Annotated in this window: 18 protein-coding genes; 15 read left to right on the top strand and 3 right to left on the bottom strand. The window is 60.8% G+C overall.

Annotated features, from left to right (window positions below):
• Nucleotides 1-154 precede the first annotated feature (154 nt).
• From ACQZ5K_RS05610 to ACQZ5K_RS05595, 4 genes are all read left to right on the top strand, one after another.
• On the top strand, nucleotides 155-352 hold the full coding sequence (locus ACQZ5K_RS05610; RefSeq protein ID WP_003524684.1) for a hypothetical protein: 198 nt from the start codon (nucleotides 155-157) through the stop codon (nucleotides 350-352).
• Between the two features lie 167 nt (nucleotides 353-519).
• On the top strand, nucleotides 520-1,689 hold the full coding sequence (ssuD, locus tag ACQZ5K_RS05605) for an FMNH2-dependent alkanesulfonate monooxygenase (RefSeq protein ID WP_174023095.1): 1,170 nt from the start codon (nucleotides 520-522) through the stop codon (nucleotides 1,687-1,689).
• Between the two features lie 189 nt (nucleotides 1,690-1,878).
• On the top strand, nucleotides 1,879-2,424 hold the full coding sequence (locus ACQZ5K_RS05600) for a flavin reductase family protein (RefSeq protein ID WP_080819231.1): 546 nt from the start codon (nucleotides 1,879-1,881) through the stop codon (nucleotides 2,422-2,424).
• A 50-nt stretch (nucleotides 2,425-2,474) separates the two neighbouring features.
• Nucleotides 2,475-3,419, top strand: a complete 945-nt coding sequence (locus tag ACQZ5K_RS05595) for an acyl-CoA dehydrogenase family protein (RefSeq protein ID WP_448739831.1) — start codon at nucleotides 2,475-2,477, stop codon at nucleotides 3,417-3,419.
• Between the two features lie 31 nt (nucleotides 3,420-3,450).
• Here the strand turns inward: ACQZ5K_RS05595 and ACQZ5K_RS05590 are convergent, their stop codons facing one another.
• Complete coding sequence (locus ACQZ5K_RS05590; RefSeq protein ID WP_448739830.1) at nucleotides 3,451-3,900, bottom strand: RrF2 family transcriptional regulator; 450 nt, start codon at nucleotides 3,898-3,900, stop codon at nucleotides 3,451-3,453.
• Nucleotides 3,901-4,202: 302 nt separating this feature from the next.
• Here ACQZ5K_RS05590 and ACQZ5K_RS05585 point away from each other — a divergent pair, with 302 nt between their 5' ends.
• The 7 genes from ACQZ5K_RS05585 (at nucleotide 4,203) to ACQZ5K_RS05555 (ending at nucleotide 12,257) form a co-directional block, all read left to right on the top strand.
• Nucleotides 4,203-5,201 carry an LLM class flavin-dependent oxidoreductase gene (locus ACQZ5K_RS05585; protein ID WP_448739829.1) on the top strand — a complete coding sequence of 333 codons (999 nt, stop codon included), beginning with the start codon at nucleotides 4,203-4,205 and terminating at the stop codon, nucleotides 5,199-5,201.
• A gap of 22 nt (nucleotides 5,202-5,223) precedes the next feature.
• Entirely contained in the window at nucleotides 5,224-6,564 is a 1,341-nt protein-coding gene (locus tag ACQZ5K_RS05580) for an LLM class flavin-dependent oxidoreductase (protein WP_448739828.1), read from the top strand.
• Between the two features lie 82 nt (nucleotides 6,565-6,646).
• Nucleotides 6,647-7,834 (top strand): M20 aminoacylase family protein, encoded by a 1,188-nt coding sequence (locus tag ACQZ5K_RS05575; RefSeq protein ID WP_448739827.1) that lies wholly within the window; start codon nucleotides 6,647-6,649, stop codon nucleotides 7,832-7,834.
• A gap of 21 nt (nucleotides 7,835-7,855) precedes the next feature.
• Nucleotides 7,856-8,413 carry a GNAT family N-acetyltransferase gene (locus ACQZ5K_RS05570; RefSeq protein ID WP_135397162.1) on the top strand — a complete coding sequence of 186 codons (558 nt, stop codon included), beginning with the start codon at nucleotides 7,856-7,858 and terminating at the stop codon, nucleotides 8,411-8,413.
• Nucleotides 8,414-8,426: 13 nt separating this feature from the next.
• Nucleotides 8,427-10,232: an amino acid ABC transporter permease/ATP-binding protein gene (locus ACQZ5K_RS05565; protein ID WP_448739826.1), complete on the top strand. Its 1,806-nt coding sequence runs from the start codon at nucleotides 8,427-8,429 to the stop codon at nucleotides 10,230-10,232.
• Nucleotides 10,233-10,254: 22 nt separating this feature from the next.
• Nucleotides 10,255-11,193, top strand: coding sequence for an ABC transporter substrate-binding protein (locus tag ACQZ5K_RS05560; protein WP_448739825.1), 939 nt, complete (start codon nucleotides 10,255-10,257; stop codon nucleotides 11,191-11,193).
• Between the two features lie 128 nt (nucleotides 11,194-11,321).
• Entirely contained in the window at nucleotides 11,322-12,257 is a 936-nt protein-coding gene (locus ACQZ5K_RS05555) for an ABC transporter substrate-binding protein (RefSeq protein ID WP_448739824.1), read from the top strand.
• Nucleotides 12,258-12,324: 67 nt separating this feature from the next.
• Here the strand turns inward: ACQZ5K_RS05555 and ACQZ5K_RS05550 are convergent, their stop codons facing one another.
• Nucleotides 12,325-13,248 (bottom strand): LysR substrate-binding domain-containing protein, encoded by a 924-nt coding sequence (locus tag ACQZ5K_RS05550; RefSeq protein WP_127755732.1) that lies wholly within the window; start codon nucleotides 13,246-13,248, stop codon nucleotides 12,325-12,327.
• A 113-nt stretch (nucleotides 13,249-13,361) separates the two neighbouring features.
• Between ACQZ5K_RS05550 and ACQZ5K_RS05545 the strand changes: the two genes are divergently transcribed.
• The 3 genes from ACQZ5K_RS05545 to ACQZ5K_RS05535 are packed head-to-tail and all read left to right on the top strand — an operon-like array spanning nucleotide 13,362 to nucleotide 16,178.
• On the top strand, nucleotides 13,362-13,673 hold the full coding sequence (locus ACQZ5K_RS05545; RefSeq protein WP_448739823.1) for a (2Fe-2S)-binding protein: 312 nt from the start codon (nucleotides 13,362-13,364) through the stop codon (nucleotides 13,671-13,673).
• Nucleotides 13,652-15,034, top strand: a complete 1,383-nt coding sequence (locus tag ACQZ5K_RS05540; protein WP_448739822.1) for an FAD-dependent oxidoreductase — start codon at nucleotides 13,652-13,654, stop codon at nucleotides 15,032-15,034. The genes ACQZ5K_RS05545 and ACQZ5K_RS05540 overlap by 22 nt, the downstream gene beginning before the upstream one ends.
• Nucleotides 15,027-16,178, top strand: coding sequence for an NAD(P)/FAD-dependent oxidoreductase (locus ACQZ5K_RS05535; RefSeq protein WP_448739821.1), 1,152 nt, complete (start codon nucleotides 15,027-15,029; stop codon nucleotides 16,176-16,178). The genes ACQZ5K_RS05540 and ACQZ5K_RS05535 overlap by 8 nt, the downstream gene beginning before the upstream one ends.
• Nucleotides 16,179-16,185: 7 nt before the next feature.
• Here the strand turns inward: ACQZ5K_RS05535 and ACQZ5K_RS05530 are convergent, their stop codons facing one another.
• A complete protein-coding gene (locus tag ACQZ5K_RS05530; protein ID WP_448739820.1) occupies nucleotides 16,186-17,511 on the bottom strand; it encodes an NAD(P)/FAD-dependent oxidoreductase in 1,326 nt (441 codons plus the stop codon).
• A gap of 230 nt (nucleotides 17,512-17,741) precedes the next feature.
• On the opposite strand from ACQZ5K_RS05530, the gene ACQZ5K_RS05525 reads away from it, so the two are divergent.
• The gene (locus ACQZ5K_RS05525) at nucleotides 17,742-18,218 is read left to right on the top strand and encodes an Lrp/AsnC family transcriptional regulator (RefSeq protein ID WP_003506856.1); all 477 of its coding nucleotides are present in this window, start codon (nucleotides 17,742-17,744) and stop codon (nucleotides 18,216-18,218) included.
• Nucleotides 18,219-18,429 lie beyond the last annotated feature (211 nt).

The raw sequence follows: 18,429 nt of genomic DNA, 5'->3' as shown, positions 1-18,429 counted from the left end.
TATCGGCGGCCGGAAACGGATTTTTTTCCACCGCCGCAACCTTAGTCCACATTTGCCGGTGATCCTCCAATTATAGAATAGTAATTTTATGGAAAATATTGACGATTTCGGACTGTCGCCCGAGGATAAGGGGAGTTGAGCAAAGGAGGCGCACATGCCGCAGGGACTTCATGCGTTTACTTTCGATCTGTTCGGTTTGACCCGGCGCCAGCCGAGGGAAGAGGAACAGGTCAGCCTTCATCCTCTGGACCATTCCGGACGCATCAGGCAGGAGAAAAGCGATCTCGAACTCGAACGGGAAGAGATCTGCGAAATGAACTTTGCGATGCTCGGCCTTTATCCGGTCTTCTGACGACCATCAGCGAGGGTTCCTTCTCCCTTCGCAGCGCGGTTTGTCCAGGAGAGAAACTCTCCTCGCCGGATGGAAATTGGAACAAAATTTCTTAAACGCGCCGGGGAATTGGCTACCCTTTTATCATCAAGCGCATTGCCCGAGGGCAGATTGCAAAGGACCTGCCGATGAGCACATCCGATAAACCACTCGATTTTCTGTGGTTCATACCCACCTCAGGCGATGGCAGCTATCTCGGCTCGGATGATCTTTCGCGTCCTGCCGATCCCGGCTATTTTCGGGAAATAGCCCAGGCCGCCGATCGGCTCGGTTATTCAGGCGTGCTCATCCCCACCGGCGTCGCCTGCGAAGAATCCTTCATCCTTGCAGCCAATCTCGCTGCCTATACCGAGAAGCTGAAATTCCTCGTCGCCATCCGTCCGGGCGTCGCTTCGCCCGCCTATTATGCGCGGCTTGCTTCGACGCTCGATCGCGTTTCCCATGGCCGGCTGCTTCTCAACATCGTGGTTGGCGGCAGTGCGCAGGAATTGGCCGGTGACGGCATTTTCCTGCCGCATGACGAGCGTTACGATCACGCCGATGAGTTCTTCCAGGTTTTCAATTCGCTGATCGAAACCGGCAAGGGAAGCCTCGACGGCAAATATATCAAGGCAGTGGACGCAAGACTCGGCCTTCCGCCGGTGCAGGAACCGCGCCCACCGCTTTATTTCGGCGGCTCTTCCGATGCCGGCATCGAGTTTTCCGCCGGTATCACCGACAAATATCTCACCTGGGGCGAACCGCCGGCGCAGGTGGCGGAAAAGATCGCCAAGGTGCGCGCCGCCGCCGCCAAAAAGGGGCGCAAGGTTACCTTCGGCATCCGTCTGCATTTCATCGTGCGTGAAACCGATGAGGAAGCATGGGCCGATGCAGAGCGGCTGATCTCGAAACTCTCCGACGAAACCATCGCATCCGCTCAGGAGGTTTTTTCCAGGGCTTCGGATTCCGTCGGGCAAGCGAGAATGCAGGCGCTGCACAATGGCCGGCGCGACCGGCTGGAAGTCTCTCCGAATTTGTGGGCGGGCATCGGTCTCGTCCGTTCGGGTGCGGGCACGGCGCTGGTCGGTTCGCCGAAGACGGTGGCGGCGCGGCTCAGGGAGTATCAGGCGCTGGGCATCGATACCGTCATCGCCTCGGGTTATCCGCATCTGGAGGAAGCCTATCGGCTATCCGAACTGCTGTTTCCGGAAATCGGGCTCGGCGGACCCCGCAACCAGATACGATCTTCTTTCGGCGCGAAACAGGTTTTCGGTGGCGGCGGTCATGGCGGCAACGTCAAGCTGGTGTCCGGATCCTGATCCTTCGACGGGAGGCAACCTGTGCCTCCCACCTTTTCGGCAGATATCCTTATAGCGGGACGAAGTCAGGCGGCAGCACATAAAACATTATTTCTATAGAATATTATCATTATGGAAAACGATGTCTATTTCACCCCCCGCTGCCGCTGCTAGCTATTGAACAATTCAGCTGTTTTCAGGAGCGACCCGATGACATTGCAATATGCGGCCAAGGATCAACAATTCATCAACCTCCGCGACCCGGTCGCCGGCAAGGCGGCGGATGCCGAAAGCCTCAAGGCGGCGCTGAGAACGCTGGGCGGCGGTGTCAGCGTGATTACTGCGGGTGAGGGCGACGAGCGAACGGGCGCGACCGTGACCTCGGCCACCGCTTTGTCGGTCGATCCGCCGCGCATTCTGGTGGCGCTCAACCGCTCCTCGTCCACATGGCCGGTGGTGCAGCGTTTCGGTCATCTCGCCGTCAACATCGTCGGGGCGAACCATCAGTTCGTCGCCAATCAGTTTGCCGGTATCGGCGGCCTGAAGGGCCCGGACCGGTATCGCGGTGCGGAATGGACACGGCTGTCGAGCGGTGCGCCCATTCTCGAAGACGCTGTTGCCGCGATCGATTGCACCATTGAAGAGACGATCGAACGGCACAGCCACGTCATCGTCATCGGCAAGGTTGAGGCGATCCGCATCGGCTCCGGCCATTCGCTGCTCTATCAAAACGGGCGTTATCATTCTCTGGACTGAGCGCCGGTCGTTCGGCGCTTTCACTTTGTCATTCTTTGAGGGAGTTGAGCATGGGATCCGTCACGCCTCTCGGCGAAAGACTTCGTTTCGTTCCTCCACGCCTCGGCGCGGATGTCGATGTGCTGACCGTTGCCCGGACGATCGCCGAAAACTGCGCCGTTGAAAGTCCCGGGCAAATCCATACCCGGATCGCCCGTTCCGGTCTCCTTGCTCTTTCCGTTCCAACGGAACTGGGCGGGACGGACATCACCAATGATGTTCTCTCGCAGGCGCTCGCCATCATTTCCGCAGCCGATGCGGCGGCGGCGCATGATCTCGTCGAACATTTCACCGCGCTTGAATTCATCAGGAATGCGGGCAGCGAAGACCAGCGCAAGGCGCTCTTCGCCCGTCTCGATCTTGGCGAGACCTTCGCATTGGCGATATCTGCCGCGGATCTGGATCAGGCGGTTACGGTGACGGAAGACGACTACGCCCTGCGGCTTCCCGATGACGTTGCGGGGTCGGTGAGGGGCGACGCGGACTGGATCGTCGTGCCGGCCGTCAACACGGCCGGGCAGCCTTTACTTGTCGTTCTGCGCAACCGCCCCAATACGTCATGGGAAGGTCTGTTACGCGCCGATCAGGTGGTGTTCCTGGCTCAGGGTGCCGGAAATCTGGCCGTTTCCGTTTCTACCCTTTTGAAAGCGGCCGTGGCTCTGGGGCAGAAGCAGCGAGAACTTTCGGCGCTGCTGATCGACAGGCTGGCCGGCGATGGCGCGGCGCGACCCGTGATAGGCGAAATATTTCTCGCCATCGAGTTCCTGAAGGCGCAGATATCCAGCCTTGCGGCCAATATCGATGCGGCGCAGGTGGGAGCGGAAAACGTCACCTTTCGCTCGGTTCGCAACAATGCCATCACGCTTGAAATCCTGATGGCGCGCCTCGGCCTTGTTGAAGGCGTCAGTGAAGCCGGGCTGATCGCGTCGCTGGACGACGATCTGCGCAGGCAATAGGCAACGCTCGAATGAATGGCCGTGCGGAATCCTACTCGCCGGCCGGAATGGAGTGGGCGTTCTGCCCGTCCTTGGCCACGAATTGCGCAAGCGTCATATTGTCCAGAATGGTTGCGATGGCGTCACGCACGTCCGTCATCGAAACCCTGACCTGACAGGTCTCCGGATCGTCGCAGTCGTCGCAGGCTTCAAAGGCCGTGCGGCTTGCACAGCGGATGGGGGCCAGAGGTCCGTCCAGCGTGCGGATGACCTGCCCGATCATGATTTCGGATGGCATTTTCGACAGCGAATAACCGCCATTCGGGCCCTTCTTGGAGCGCAGAATGCCGCTATTGCGCAGCTCCAGAAGAATAGTGTCCAGGAATTTTTTCGGGATATTGTTGCGGGTTGCAATTTCGGTCACGAAGGCGGTCTCGCCCTGGGGCAATTGCGCCAGATCGACAAGAGCCTTTAATCCGTATTTGCCTTTTTTGGTCAACATCGCATGATCCGAAAAGAGAGTCGGCACGTTTTGCCGCGCCGGGCCATATTATTCCTAACTTACTAAGTAGTTTTTAGCGAATTCCGGCGCAAGCCCGTTTCGTCGGGGTTTGGCGGGGAAAACGGCCTGTTGCAGCCTTTTTGGGCCATTCCTTCGGCTCTATCGATGGCTTTGCCAGGGCCGGTTCTTGAAAACATCACTGAAAACAATATTTTCTCTGATCGCGCTGCAACGTGGAACGATCATCCTTTATTAGAATATAAAATCGGTAGACAAAGTATGCATCAAAGACACGCGAGGTGATGATGTATACGCTCAGTTTGCTGGACAAGAGCCCGGTTCCAACGGGTGAGGACGCGGCGAGTGCATTCCGCGACACGATCAATCTTGCCAGGCGCGCCGAAGAGCTGGGTTACCGCCGCTTCTGGGTGGCCGAACATCACAATTCGCCGGAGCTTGCCGGTTCCGCGCCGGAAGCGCTGGTTGCGTGGATATTGGCGAAGACCTCCCACATTCGTGTCGGCTCGGGCGGTGTCATGTTGCAGCACTATAGCCCTTACAAGGTCGCCGAGGTTTTCAACGTTCTGTCGTCGCTCGCGCCCGGCCGGGTCGATCTCGGCATCGGCAAGACACCGGGCGGATTGCCGCTGGCGACGTCGGCCTTGCAGCAGGCCTATGATCCCGCCCGTAAACCGGATTTCGAAACGGCCTTCAGTGAACTCACCACGTTTTTGTCCGGCGCCGCGCCGCACGCGCGGGCCGGACTGCATGCGACACCTGCGCCGCCGGTCGCTGCGGAACGATTCCTGCTCGGCGCCAGCCCCGAAAGCGCAAGGCTTGCGGCTTCAAGGGGATGGAATTTCGTTTTTGCCGGCCATCTCAATGGCGATGCGGAGGTTCTTCGCCGCAGCCTCTCGGCATTCCGGGAAGAAAGCGGCGGAAGCGCTCCGATCCTTGCCCTGTCGGCTTTTGCGGCCAGCGACCCCGCCCATGCCGCGAGACAGGTGGAAGGTCAGCGCATCTACCGGGTATTCCTCAGCGACGGCAGGGCGTTCAACCTCGGCCGGCGTGAACAGGCGGAGGAATTCGCCCGCCAGTCCGGCGATACCGATTACCGCATCGAAGAGCGCAAGCCCAACGTCCTGCATGGCGGGCCGGAGGATATTCACAAGGCGCTTCGTGCGCTTTCCGAAGAGCACGGCATTGAGGAATTCATCATCGAGCCGCCGCATGTCGGTGCCGATCAGCGGCTTGCCTCGATAGAACTGCTTGCCACGCATCGCCTTTCCCGGGCGGCGTAATTTTCTCTGAGGAGGGAATGACATGACGAGAAAGAAAATCCGTTTCGGCATCATGCTTCAGGGTCCCGGCGGGCACATGAATGCCTGGCGGCACCCCAAAAGCCCGGTGGATGCCAGCGTCAATTTCGACTTCTTCAGGAAGACCGCGCTGAAGGCGGAAGCGGCGGGCATCGCCTTCGCTTTCGTAGCGGACGGGCTCTATATCAATGACAAGTCGATCCCGCATTTCCTCAACCGGTTCGAGCCGCTGACGATCCTTTCGGCGCTCGCCTCCGTGACCTCGAAGATCGGTCTCGCCGGTACGGTTTCGACCTCCTATAGCGACCCCTTCACCATTGCCCGCCAGTTCGCCTCGCTCGATCTCCTGAGCGGCGGCCGCGCCGGGTGGAATGCGGTCACGACACCGCTCGAAGGTACGGCGAAGAATTACAGCCGCAACCACCCCGAACATGCGCTGCGTTACGAGATTGCCGACGAATATCTCGAAGTGATCAAGGGCCTGTGGGATAGCTGGGACGATGACGCTTTCCTGCGCAACCGCGAGACGGGACAGTTCTTCGACCGCGCCAAACTCCATACGCTTGGCCATAAGGGTCGTTTCTTCCAGGTGGAGGGTCCGCTCAATATCCAGCGTTCGCCACAGGGGCAGCCGGTCGTATTCCAGGCCGGTTCCTCCGATGCCGGCATCGGTCTTGCGGGCAAACATGCGGATGCCGTCTTCACCAATTCCGCTTCGCTGGAGGAAAACCAGACTTTCCTCAAGCGTGTGAAACAGAGCGCCGTCGCGCAGGGCAGGTCCGCTGCCGATGTGAAGATTTTCCCCGGCATCGGCCCGATTGTCGGCGAGACGCAGGAGGAAGCGGAGGCGAAATACGACGTCATCCGCAACCTCATCACCATCGAGGATGCGCTGGCCTATCTCGGCCGTTTCTTCGATCATCATGATTTCAGCGTCTATCCGCTGGATGAGCCTTTCCCCGAACTCGGCGAGATCGGCAAGAACAGTTTCCGCTCCACGACCGACCGCATCAAGCGGCGGGCCAAGGAAAAGAAGCAGACGCTGCGCGAGGCGGCGCTGGAGGCAGCGACCCCGCGTGAAGGTTTCATCGGCACGCCGGACAAGGTGGCCGACGAAATCATCCGCTGGGTGGAGCACGATGCGGCCGATGGCTTCATTCTGGGCTTCCCGGTTATTGCCGAGGGACTGGACGATTTCATCCGCCTCGTCATCCCGGTGCTGCAGCGGCGCGGTTATTTCGATCCGCATCTGGAAGGGGCGACGCTGCGCGACCATCTCGGCCTGCCTTTCAGGGAAAGCGTCTATTCCAGCGGCGAAAACGGGTCGGACAAGGCCATCGCCTGAGCTTGCTGCTGGGCGGAGACGATTGCCGCCCGGTGCAGATTTCAAGACGCGGCGCGTAGCGAGCCGCGCAGGAGACAGAACCATGAATATCCGCATTGACGGCGCGCGTCCGCAGGACGACGCCGAACGGGGAATCCTTGCCTTCATCGATGAGAGCATCGCCATCCGGCATGATCTCCACCGGCATCCCGAGCTTTCCCTCAAGGAAAAACGCACGGCGGCGCTCATTGCCCGCTATCTCTTGTCGTTCGGATATGAGGTGACGGAAGGTGTCGGCGGCCACGGCGTTGTCGCCACGTTGAAACGCGGTCATGGCGACAAGCGCGTCGGCATTCGCGCCGATATCGACGCCCTGCCGATTATCGAGGAAACCGGCCTTGCTTATGCCAGCCAGACGCAGGGCGTCATGCATGCCTGCGGTCACGATGGCCATACGACGATCCTGCTTGCCGCCGCCCGGTATCTTGCCGAAACATCTAGTTTTTCCGGCACGCTGACGCTGATCTTCCAGCCGGCCGAGGAGATCGGCGCTGGGGCAAGGGCGATGATAAAGGACCGGCTTTTCGAGCGGTTTCCGGTCGATGCCGTCTTCGGGCTGCACAATTGGCCGGGTGTCGACACCGGGCAGTTCGGCTTCGTCGAAGGCCCTGCCATGGCCTCCGTCGACAAGGCGAAGGTGCGGATTGTCGGCAAGGGCGGGCATGGCGCCGCGCCGCATGAGACGGTCGATCCGGTTCTCGCCTCGGCAAGCTTCGTCACCGCCCTGCAGAGCATCGTTTCGCGCAATGTCGATCCGCGCGAGATGGCGGTGCTGACGGTCGGTTCCATCCACGGAGGAACCGCCTCCAACGTCATTCCCGAAAGCGTCGAGCTTCAGATCACCGCCCGGGCTTTTTCGCCTGCCGTGCGTGAGAGGCTGGAAGAGCGGCTTCCGGCGCTCGCCAAAGCGCAGGCCGAGAGCTTCGGCGCGAAGGCCGAGGTCGCCTATTCCCGTGGTTTCCCGCCGGTCATCAATCACACCCCTCAGACGGTCTTCGCCCGCGATGTTGCCAAACGGCATTTCGCCGCCGGGCAGATCGCCGAAACGTTCCAGCCGCGCACGGCGAGCGAGGATTTCGCCTTCATGCTGCAGGAGCGGCCCGGCTCCTATCTCTTCGTCGGCAATGGCGACAGCGCGCCGCTGCACAGTCCTCATTACGATTTCAATGACGCGATCATCGCGCCGGCAGCACGCCTCTGGGTGCGGCTGGCGGAAGCCTATCTCTCCTGACGCGAAAATTAGGACAAGGACATGAGCGACAGTTTTTTCTACACATCGGTCAAGGATCCGCTCGCAACCCCGCTTCTGGAGGAGTTGCTGTTCGAATATGACAGCCGTTACGGCACGTTCTTCAATGCGGAAGGGGCCAAGGCGGAGCTCAACAAATATCCGCCGGAAGCCTTCAGCCCGCCATCGGGCAATTTCCTGCTGCTCCTGCGTGACGGGAAAGCGATCGCCGGCGGTGCCTTCATGCGCTACGACGACGAAACGGCGGAATTCAAGCGGGTCTGGACCCATTCCGCCCACCGCCGGCAAGGGCTTGCGAAAATCGTGCTGCGGGAACTGGAGCAGCAGGCGATCCGGCAGGGTTATGCCCGCGTTTATCTGACCACCGGCTTCCGTCAGCCGGAAGCGGTCGGTCTTTATCTCACCAATGGTTATCGCGCTTTATTCGATACCGCGGCCGATCCCGAGACGATCCGGTCGTTGCCCTTCGAAAAATGGCTGTCCGAACCCGCACCCGCCTCGGTTCCGGGTGGAGCGCCGATAGCGGCTGTCCGGCCGCAACCCTCTTCCGCTCATCCGTGAAAGGCTTTTTCCGATGACGATAGCCTCTGATTTTCCGCATGTCGCCGTGAGCGACAAGAAGAGTGAACCGATCACGGGCGGTTACTCCCATTTCCGCATCGTTCCGGCCCGCTACCCGCTGCGGACGGTGGGCACGGTTTTCTCCGTCCTCATCATTGCCGCCGTCGTGCATTCCGTTTTCGGCAACCCGCGCTGGGGCTGGGATGTGTTTGCCGAATGGTTCTTCGCCGAACCGGTGCTGGTCGGTCTCGGTCGGACGCTACTCCTGACCGCGCTCGGTGCGTTGTTTGGTTTTGTGTTCGGAACCCTGCTGGCCCTTGCCCGCGTTTCCCGTTCGCCGCTGCTGGTCGCCGTCTCCTGGACCTATATCTGGATTTTTCGCTCCATTCCGCTGATCGTGCTTTTACTGATCCTCAATAATCTCGGCTATCTCTATGAAACCGTGACAATCGGCGTGCCCTATACCGGCATCAATTTCTTCAGCTGGAATACGACACAGCTGATGACGCCCTTTGCAGCGGCCGTTTTGGGGCTGACGCTCAATCAGGCCGCCTTCGCCTCCGAAATCGTTCGCGGCGGAATCCTTTCAGTCGATCAGGGTCAGCTTGAAGCTGCCGCCGCGCTCGGACTTCCGCGCAGGCGGCAGGCGTCCCGCATCGTTCTGCCGCAGGCGATGCGCTCGATCCTGCCCACCGCTTTCAACGATATTATCGGCCTCGCAAAGGGCACGTCGCAGGTCTATATCCTCGCGCTGCCGGAGCTGTTCTATACGATCCAGATCATCTATCGCCGCAATCTGGAAGTGATCCCGCTGCTGATGGTCGCCACCGTATGGTATCTGGTGATCCTGACTGCGCTTTCGATCGTTCAGCATCACATCGAGCGGCACTTCTCGCGCGGTGCGCTGCGCAATCCACCGCCCTCACTGTTTGCCACGCTCTATCGCACCTTCCTGCCGCGCAAGCCTTTGCCGGAAGCGGTGGAAACGCCAGCGCCCGCCATTGAAAGGCCTGAACGACCGGCCGCTGCCAGGACGGAAAGTTTCCAGCTCGGCAATCGTGGCGGTTCGGTCAATATCCACGGCGTTTCCAAGTCCTTCGGAACACTGAAGGTGCTGGACGATGTCACGCTCTCCATTCCGGCAGGCAGCGTCACCACCATTCTCGGCCAGTCCGGCTCCGGCAAGTCCACATTGCTGCGCTCCATCAATCATCTGGAGCGTGTCGACGACGGCTTCATCGCCATCGACGGCGAGCTGGTCGGTTATCGCCAGAAAGGCGACACGCTTTATGAGCTGAAGGAAAAGGACATTCTGAAGCGCCGCGTCGAAGTGGGCATGGTGTTCCAGAGCTTCAATCTGTTCCCGCATCTGACCGCGCTTGAAAACATCATCGAAGCGCCTATTGCCGTTCGAGGCATTTCGAAAGAGCAGGCGGAAGCCGAAGCGCGCGATCTTCTGGCCCGTGTCGGTCTGGCCGAGAAGGCCGGTGCTTACCCCCGCCAGCTTTCCGGCGGGCAGCAGCAGCGTGTGGCGATTGCCCGGGCCTTAGCGCTGCGGCCGAAGGTGCTGCTCTTCGACGAGCCGACATCCGCGCTCGACCCGGAGCTGGTCAATGAGGTGTTGGACGTCATCAAGGAGCTGGCCCGCTCCGGCGTCACGCTCATCATCGTCACCCACGAAATCGGCTTTGCCCGTGAGGTCTCCGACAGGGTCGTCTTCATGGAACAGGGCCGCATTCTCGAAACGGGCACGCCGGAGAAGGTGTTCAACAAGCCGGACCATCCGCGCACGGCCGAATTTCTCGCAAAAGTTCTCTAATCATAACAAAGGAAACACTCACATGGCATTTTCATCGAAATTATTGTCCCTGCTTGCCGGCGGTCTTTTCACCGCCACCGCTGCGCTCATCCCGGCCGCGCATGCGCAGGAGGTCGACCTGTCGCCTGAGCAGAAGGGGCGGGTGCGCGTCGAAAAGGTGGAAGAGGCAATCAAGCTTCTGCCCGCCGGCCACAAGTTCATTGCAGATGGAAAGCTGACGGTCGCGACCGTTCCCTTCCGGCTGCCGCTGGTGGATTATGCGAGCGACACGAAAACGCCGATCGGCGTGGAGCCGGACATCGCCCAGCTGGTCGCCGACAGCCTTGGCCTTGAGCTGCAGCTTGTGCCCATCGCCTGGGCGGACTGGCCGCTCGGTCTTGCATCCGGCAAATATGACGCCGTTACTTCCAACATCACGGTAACGGAAGCCCGCAAGGAAAAGTTCGATTTTTCCAGTTACCGCAACGATCTGCTCGGCTTCTACGTCGGCAATAACAGCAAGGTCACATCAATCGGCAAACCGGAGGATGTCGCAGGGCTGAAGGTCATCGTCGGGGCCGCCACCAATCAGGAGCAGATCCTGCTGAAATGGATCAAGGACAACAAGGCGAAGGGGCTGGCGGATACCGAGGTGCAATATTATGACGATCAGGCCGTGCTTGACGTCGCCCTGCAATCCGGCCGTGCGGATGCCTATCTCGGCCCCAACGCGACCTCTGCCTTCCAGGCGGCAAGCCAGAAGAAGACGAAGCTTGTCGGCACCTTCTCCGGCGGCTGGCCGGAAGCGGCCGAGATCGCCGTCGCTTCGAAAAAGGACGCAGGCATAGCCGCGGCCATCACCGCCGCGCTGAACGCCCAGATCAAGAACGGCAATTACGGCAAGGTTCTCGCCCGCTGGAACCTCGGCTCGGAAGCCATCACCGAATCCCGCACCAATCCGCCCGGCCTGCCCAAGAGCTGAGGCCAGATTTTCCAAAAGCTGAGTTGCCAAAAAGCTGAGTTGAAGGTGGGACATCACTCAGCCGGTAGCGCGGGCATCCTCCCGTCCGCGCTACCTCCGTCCCGCAATTATTCTATCGGGAAACCACAATGACCTTCACCTCTCGTCTCGCCACGGCCACGCTCGGCGTCGTTCTCTCCATCGTCGGTCTTGGGTCGGCTTTCGCAACCGATGTCTTCGACCTGTCGCCGGATCAGCCCGGCCGCATCCGGGTTGAAAAAGACCCCGGCGCGATTGCCGCTGTTCCCAAGGATTTCAAATTCGTTTCGCCGGGCAAACTCATCGTCGCGGTCGCACCCGGCGGACCGCCGCTCGCGACCTATGCGACGGATGCAAAAACGGTGGTCGGTGCAGATCCCGATTATGCGCTTGCGGTGGCTGACAGCCTCGGCTTGGAGCTGGAACTGGTGGCGGTCGCCTGGGCGGACTGGCCGCTGGGGCTTGCCTCCGGCAAATACGATGCGGTGATTTCGAATGTGGGCGTTACCGAGCAGCGCAAGGAGAAGTTCGATTTCTCCACCTATCGTCAGGGCCTGCACGGATTTTTCGTCAAGGCGGACAGCGGCATAACCGCCATCCGCGAGCCGAAGGATGCGGCGGGCCTGAGGATAATCGTCGGCGCCGGCACCAATCAGGAGCGCATTCTGCTGAAATGGAGTGACGAAAACGTCGCCGCCGGATTGAAGCCGATCGAGCTGCAATATTACGATGATGAAGCCACCCGGCTTGTGGCGCTTTCGGCGGGCCGGGCGGATGTGATCGTCCAGCCGCATGCGCAGCTGGTCTTCATCGCCGCGCGCGACAAGACCATCAAGCGTGTCGGGACCCTTTCCGCCGGCTGGCCGGAGCGTTCCGATGTCGCCATCACCACCCGCAAGGGATCGGGACTGGCCGATGCGCTGACGCTTGCCACCAACGACCTGATCAAGAGCGGCGCTTACGCGAAGATTCTGGATCGCTGGCAGCTATCGGAAGAAGCCCTGCCGGAATCGCGCACCAACCCGCCCGGCCTGCCGAAAAGCTGATCGTTCGAACACATGCGGCGGACTGCAATACCCGCAGGCTCAGGCCTTGCGGGTATTGTTTTGTCCGTCAATTCTGCGCGGGAAGGGCGCGAAAGAGCTTTCGCAATTCACCGACGAAGGGTTTGAAGAAACGCGAGAGCGGCCGGGCCGTGTTGGTGGAAACGGCGACATTCATCGTTACTTCAGGCATGAACGGGCGCACCGTCACCCCCTCGAAACTGTTCCAGCGCACCAGACCGTCGACAAGGGCGATGCCGATGCCGCCGCGTACCAGCGGCACGGCACCGACCGATGAGGTGACCTGCACCGAAACGTCACGCACAAGCCCGTCGCGTTCGAAGGCTTCATTAAGCTGCGGGCCGATCTCGTCCGCATGGTTGCCATAGGAAATCAGCGGCCTGCCGGCGAGGTCGCGAGGCGTCACCGTCATCATTTCGGCGAGAGCATCATCATGCCGCATCACTGCCACGACCGGTACGGAGGCGAGAATTTCGCTACGCACCGTCGGCGCCTGAATGGTGGACAGCGTTACTGCAAAATCGATGTCGCCCAGCAGCAATTGTTCGGCAATCTCTTTTTTGGGCAGGGCGTTGAGGTGGATTTTGACGGTCGGATGCGCCTGCCGGAAGGCAAGCAGCGCCTCGGGCAGCACGGAATAGGTGACCGGCAGGCTGGCGCCGATGCGCAGAAGGCCGAGCTTGCGCTCGCCGATGGTGCGCGTCAGCTTTTTCAGAACTTCAAGTTCGCGAAAAACCCGGTCGGCATCCTCATAGATCAGATGCGCTTCCATCGTCGGCACCAACCGCCCGCCGATGCGCTCGAACAGCTTGTAACCCAGCTGGCTTTCCAGATGGTGCAGCACCTTGCTGACGCCGGGCTGGGAAACGGCAAGCGAATTGGCGGCCGCCGTCACGGAGCCGTCGCGCATGATGGCGCGGAAAATTTCAAGCTGTCGGGCGTTCATGGAAACCTCCAGTCTCATCTCTTCCATAACCCAAGGTTCTGTTCAAGCGACCATTCGCGATTGGCGACAAACCTTCTGCCGTGGAAATCTGTGAGGGTGCAGGAGAGGTGCCTGCGAAGGTTTCGGGAAAGGAAACGCGAATGCTGGCCAGATTCAGGCGCATCGCCGAAGAGCGACGCGCGGCTTGCCCTGTCCTGATCGACGGCATGCCGGTCGAGGTGCTGGAGGGAGACACAGTGCTGACGGCGCTGATGCTGTCGCGCGGCTTTGCCCGTTTGTCCGAGTTCGCCGATGGCAAGCGGGCGGGGTTCTGTCTGATGGGCGCCTGTCAGGACTGCTGGGTGTGGACGGGCGAAGGCGAGCGGCTGCGCGCCTGTTCCACCGCCGTACTCCCGGGCATGAATATCAGAACCGAGGTTCCGGAGGGGTTATGGCCGATTTGCGCGTCGTGATGGTGGGTGCCGGCCCCGCCGGTACGCGTGCCGCCGAGGTGTTGGTGCGGGCGGGGCTCCGCCCCGTCGTCATCGATGAGGGAGATCGCAGCGGCGGCCAGATCTATCGCCGCCAGCCGCAGAATTTCCGGCGTTCCTATATGGCCCTTTATGGCACTGAAGCGGACAAGGCGAAAGCTTTGCACGAGACATTCGACGGGCTTTCGGACCATATCGATTACCGGCCGCATACCCTGGCATGGGCAATCTGCGACAATCGCATTCATATTCAGCGGGGGGAGACATCCGAAGCTCTGGATTTCGATGCCCTTATCATCGCATCGGGTGCGACCGACCGCATCATGCCTTTGCCGGGTTGGACGAGACCGGGATGTTTTTCGCTTGGCGCGGCGCAGATATCCTTGAAGGCGCAGGCCTGTGCGATAGGGCGTCGTGTGGTTTTCATGGGCACCGGGCCGCTGCTTTATCTGGTGGCTTATCAATATATGAAGGCAGGCGCGGCGCCCGTGGCGGTGCTGGATACCACGCCGTTTTCCACGCAGATCAAGGGTTTGCCGGGGATGATCGCGCGGCCAACGCAGCTCCTCAAGGGCATGCGGCTCGTTGGGGCGCTGTTGGCCGGCGGGGTAAGGATCGAGCGGGGTATCGTGCCGTTAGAGATTATCGGTGACGCCGAGAGCGGTGTGACCGGTATCCGCTACCGGGATGCGTCCGGTGAGGAAAAACGCTTCGCCTGCGATGCGGTCGGTATGGGTTATCATCTGCGGGCGGAAAGCCAGCTTGCCGATCTTGCCGGTTGTCGCTTCTCCTTTCATCCGTCGATCCGGCAATGGTTGCCGGATGTGGACGATATGGGGCGCAGTTCGGTGCCGAATGTCTATCTGGCGGGCGATGGCGTGCGTATTCTCGGTGCAGACGGTGCGGAAGCCTCCGGCCGGCTTGCCGCCTTCGCGCTCCTTGAGGATCAAGGCTTGAAGCCATCCCGCGCGGAGATCGGCCGCTGCCGGAAGCAATTGAGAGCTGCGAGGCGCTTTGCGCAGGGAATGGCCCGGGCCTTCCCCTGGCCGCACCAGTTGGCGCAGACACTTGCCGACGACACGATCATCTGCCGCTGCGAGGTAGTGACGGCGGGAGAGCTGCGCGCAAGCGTGACCGGCAAGGGCGCAACGGAAGTCAATCGCTCGAAAGCCTTCTCGCGGGCCGGCATGGGCCGGTGCCAGGGGCGGTTTTGCGGGCAGGCGGGACAGGAGATTGTCGCCGCCGCCTCTGGTCTGCCGGTGGAATCGGCGGGACGGCTGCGCGGGCAGGCGCCGGTAAAACCGCTGCCGCTGGCGATTGTGAGGGGAGACGATGATGCGTAACGCGCTTGCGGAGGCGGATGTCATTATTGTCGGCGGCGGCATTGTCGGAACCGCCACGGCGTTTTTCCTGCGGCAACGCGGCGTCAGCGTCATTCTGCTGGAGCGTTTCCTTGTGAGTCAACAGGCGAGCGGCACCAATTTCGGCAATGTGCGCCGTCAGGGCCGTTACCTCGGGCAGCTTCCGCTCGCCAACAGATCGCGGGATATCTGGAGCCGCATCCCGCAACTGACCGGTGCGGATGTGGAATTCATGCCCGTCGGCCATATCCGGTTTCTCTGGACGGAAGAACAGATCGCCACGGTTGAGAAATACCGCGACGATGCCGCGCAATATGGTCTGGAATTGCATATCCTCCCGCGCGAGGTCATCCGGCAGAAATTTCCCTTCATCGGACCGGAAGCGGTTGCCGGATCATGGTCGCCGCATGATGGTCACGCCAATCCGCGCCTCGTCGCGCCCGCCTTCGCCCGTGCGGCGCGGCGGGACGGTGCAACAATCGTGGAAAATTGCGAGGTTCTGGCCATCGAAAAGGCGGGTGAGGATTTCCGGGTGACGACGGCGGAAGGGGATTATCGCGCGCCCGTGGTGCTGGTCGCCAGCGGCGCATGGGGCGGCGGATTTGCCGGTGCTTTGGGCGAGGCGGTGCCGCTGGAGGTTGCCGGCCCGCAAATGGGCGTGACGGAACCCTTGCCATGGTTCATTCACCCGGTCGTTGGCGTTTCCACCAAAATTCCCGGCGAAGTGATCTATATGCGGCAAATCCCGCGCGGAAACGTCATTTTCGGTGGGGTGAAACGATGCGCCGCCGCGCTAGATGAACGCCGGGCGAAATACGATCCCGCCGGGCTCGATGCCCAGCTGCGTCAGCTTTTGCGGCTGGCACCCGCCTTGCGCCATACCCGGCTGATCCGTACCTGGTCCGGCGTGGAAGGCTATATGGCCGATGATCTGCCGGTCATGGGAGACAGTGCCGCAACCTCCGGCCTTTATTATGCCTTTGGCTTCAGCGGCCACGGTTTCCAGATCGGCCCGGGTGTCGGCGACGTGATGGCGGAGCTGATAGCGACCGGAAAGACCACGACGCCGATTGCGGATTTTCACATCGGCCGTTTTCGTCGTGGTCAGCCTGTCGCATCCCATTAAGCGAGGATCAGAAATCCGCGACCTTGCCCCAGGACGAATTCAGGAAACGGCTGGGGTGATAGGGTGCGGCATCGACGATCGGGTTCGAGCCCGTCACGATATCGGCGATCAGATGGCCGGCGCCCGGCCCTATGCCGAAACCGTGGCCGCTGAAGCCGGCGGCGAGAATGAAGCCGGGCAATTCGCTGGTTTCGCCGATTGCGGGCACACCATCGGGCGTGCTGTCGATGAAACCGGCCCAGGCGGCGGAAATCCGGGTTTTGCCGAGGGCTGGCAGAAGCTCCAGCGCCCTTCTATGTGTTTCGCGGATGGCGGCGGCATTGGGTTTCGGATCGAGAATACGAACCCGTTCCATCGGTGTCGGCGCATCGAGCCGCCAGCGTTTCAGCGTCTCGTGGCCGCCGCGAATGCCTTCCAGCCCGCCTGGCCGCAGGCTTCGCCAGCGCTTGAGGAACATCGGGATGAATTCACGGGCAAACCGCATCTGCTGTGCCGTCGGGTCAATGCGCCCCAGCCCGCTGATGGCAAGTGTGTAACCGCCGTCTTTTCTCTTCGTTGCCGAGACGGCGGCGGTGTGCAGCGCATCCGGCAGCCCTTCCGCACCCGGTGTGACGGAGAGGATGGAAGAGCGGACGGAGGCCTGCGGGAAACGAATGCCGAGCTGCCGGCAAAAGGACGACGCCCAGGCCCCGCCGGACATGATGGCGGTTTTGGTGCGGATCGTGCCTTTTTCGGTGACGACGGCGCTGACCCGGCCACCTTCCGTCTCAAGCCCGCGTGCGGCGCAATTCTGATGCACCGTGCCGCCCAGCTTGATGATGGCGCGCGCCACGGCGGGCGCCGCCATGGAAGGATCGGCCGTGCCGTCCGTCGGCGAAAATACGCCGCCCTTCCAGCGCTTTCCCGTGGATCGGCCGCGTTCGCTCGCTTCATCGGCGCTCAGCATATGGGTCGTTACGCCTGCGGTAATGGCAAAATCGCGCCAGCGCGCCCAGCCGGCAAGTTCGGCCTCATTGTCGCTCAGGTAAAACAGCCCGCAGCGGCGAAAACCCGTGTCTTCGCCGCTCTCTGCGCCAAACTCTTCCCAGAGCGCCAGGCTCTTCGTGGAAATCGGCAATTCGCGGGCGTCGCGGTTCTGCTGGCGGCACCAGCCCCAGTTGCGGCTGGATTGCTCGGCTCCGATCAGCCCCTTTTCGACCAGCGCCACCTTCAGGCCGCGCCGGGCGAGATAATAGGCGGCGAAGACACCGACGATGCCGCCGCCGATAATGACGGCGTCTGCGGATTTCGGCAGTTCCGGCGATGTCGTGATCTGTTGCAGCGGGGCGGGCATGGTCGGACTCCTTATATTCGTCCTAATTTACCTCGGCCGGCGTGTAAACGCTGCCAGACTGGGCCTCTTGCCGGAATCTCCTGCTGTTGGGCGAGGCCTCTGCAACTCTTTATGCTGCATCAAAAAAATATCCCCACGTCGACAGGGCTCGCCCATGTGGTAAGATTTCCTTTGCCGCGCCAGAATTTTATGCCGCGTGTTCAAAAAACAAAAAAGGGGTTCCGCACGTGATGAAACTTGACCGGATCGATATCAAGATCCTCTACGAATTGCAGAAAAACGGTCGCATCACCAATGTCGAGCTGGCGGAGCTTGTCAATCTGTCGCCAAGCCCCTGCCTGATGCGGGTGAAGAAGCTGCAGGCGGAAGGTTATATCGAGGGTTATTCGGCGCAGATCAACATCAACAAGCTCGGCCAGACGCTGACGGTGTTTACGGAAATCACGCTGAAGAACCATCGCCAGATCGATTTCGCTCGCTTCCTCGGCGTTGTCGAAAAGATCGACCAGGTGGTGGAATGCCACCTTGTTTCGGGCGGTTACGATTACCTGCTGAAATTCGTCACCTCTGGCATCGTCGAATATCAGTCGATCATGGAACGACTGACCGATATGGATGTGGGCATCGACAAATATTTCAGCTTCGTGGTGCTGAAATCGCCGATCATCAAATCGCATATGCCGCTGACCAGCCTGTTTCCGCTGTGAGGTGGAGGGAGCGCCTCAGGCATCCGCAGACCGATGGATTTGGGAAGGCGTTGCATTCACCCTCCGTCACCCCGGACTTGATCCGGGGTCCAGCGCGATCAAGTCTTTGATTGCATGAGACTTATTTCACGACGCAGACGCGTCGTGGCTGAATGCCGGATCAAGCCCGGCATGACGGAGGAGAGGTTCTAATACCTGTTTGGCATTCGTC

It is taken from the genome of Agrobacterium sp. 22-226-1 (assembly GCF_053522345.1).
Note: the sequence above shows the minus strand (reverse complement) of the source record. Positions and strands in the feature narration are given on the sequence as shown.